General features: G+C 59.4%; 2 protein-coding genes. Both read right to left on the bottom strand.

The window, feature by feature from the left end; genetic code table 11:
* Positions 1–185 precede the first annotated feature (185 nt).
* Complete coding sequence (locus A3754_RS24995) at positions 186–611, bottom strand: hypothetical protein (RefSeq protein WP_063521644.1); 426 nt, start codon at positions 609–611, stop codon at positions 186–188.
* Between the two features lie 61 nt (positions 612–672).
* Positions 673–1,032 (bottom strand): DUF932 domain-containing protein (locus A3754_RS24990; RefSeq protein ID WP_156497219.1); only part of this gene is annotated, 360 nt, incomplete at its 5' end.

The following is a 1,032-nucleotide window of genomic DNA, read 5'->3' as shown; positions in this document are numbered from 1 at the left end:
GGATCTTCAGCCAGTCCTCCCGGCTCATCTGCTTGGTAGAGACAAGGCGCAGTGCCGGGCGCTGGGTAGGAGTTGTGCTTTTCGGTTGTGCCATGAGTGTTCTCCTGACAAAGAAAAGCCCCGGCACAATGGCCGGGGCTAGAAGTAAGGGAAGGGGATGGAGAGTGAGTGATGCCTAAATGGCATCATGCGGCGCGGCCTGACGACGAGGGTGACTCATCACCGATCTCGAAGAAGTCATTCACCAACGCTTCGATATAGCGTTCAGCTTGCTTGTCGCTGGGGAGTTGGCCGGTAGTGAGCAGTTGCTCACCCAGCCATTCGCCCAACTCACTGACCACTTCATACTCGAAGATGCCGGGGCGCCCACGGGGCTCGAACCAGATGTGGGAGACGGTTTGCCACAGTGGGTCCAGGTATTCGCACGAGGCGATGATCAGCTCGATGCAGCCACTGTCCCAGGTCTCCAGGATGCGGCGACTGCGTCCCGGATCGCCGGGGTGGCACATCAGGCCTTCATGCAGGAACGCGCCCCACACCGCTGCCAATTCAGCAGGCATAGGGCGACAGTCCCATACCGCCAACAGGCGGTAGAGCCATTTCAAATTCATGGTGTTCTCCAGGTTGCTTTGAAGCGGGAATAGAGAGGGAGAAGAAAAGATCTAACCGGGGTCAGGCGACCAGCAGGGAGGTTTGTTCCAGAGCGCGTTGCTTGATCTGGGCACCCTTGCCGAACCAGGCTGAGTCCAGCCGGTTGTCGGTGCTGCGGGCACGACGCTCATGGTCCACGAACTCAGTCACCGCATTGAGCAGGCCGTAGGCCGTGTTCTTGGCGGACGCCAGCTCCGACCCGCGACCAGTCCCCTCATACAGAGTCATGGCTTTCTTCATAGCCTGCTCGTTGGCCTTCGCCGGCATGCCCGATGGCTGATAGCCGGTATCTGTGAAGATAGTCTGCATGACCTTCTCGGCGGTCTTGCGGGTGATGCGGCGCTCGCTGAGGGCCTTCAGGCGATACATGAAGTCATCCCA

The organism is Alcanivorax sp. HI0083 (genome assembly GCF_001635175.1).
This window is presented reverse-complemented; position numbering and strand designations above follow the sequence as displayed.

What these genes read in the sequence shown, in the direction of transcription:
- A3754_RS24995 (WP_063521644.1), bottom strand. Translation starts at nt 611, where the DNA reads ATGAATTTGAAATGGCTCTACCGCCTGTTGGCGGTATGGGACTGTCGC.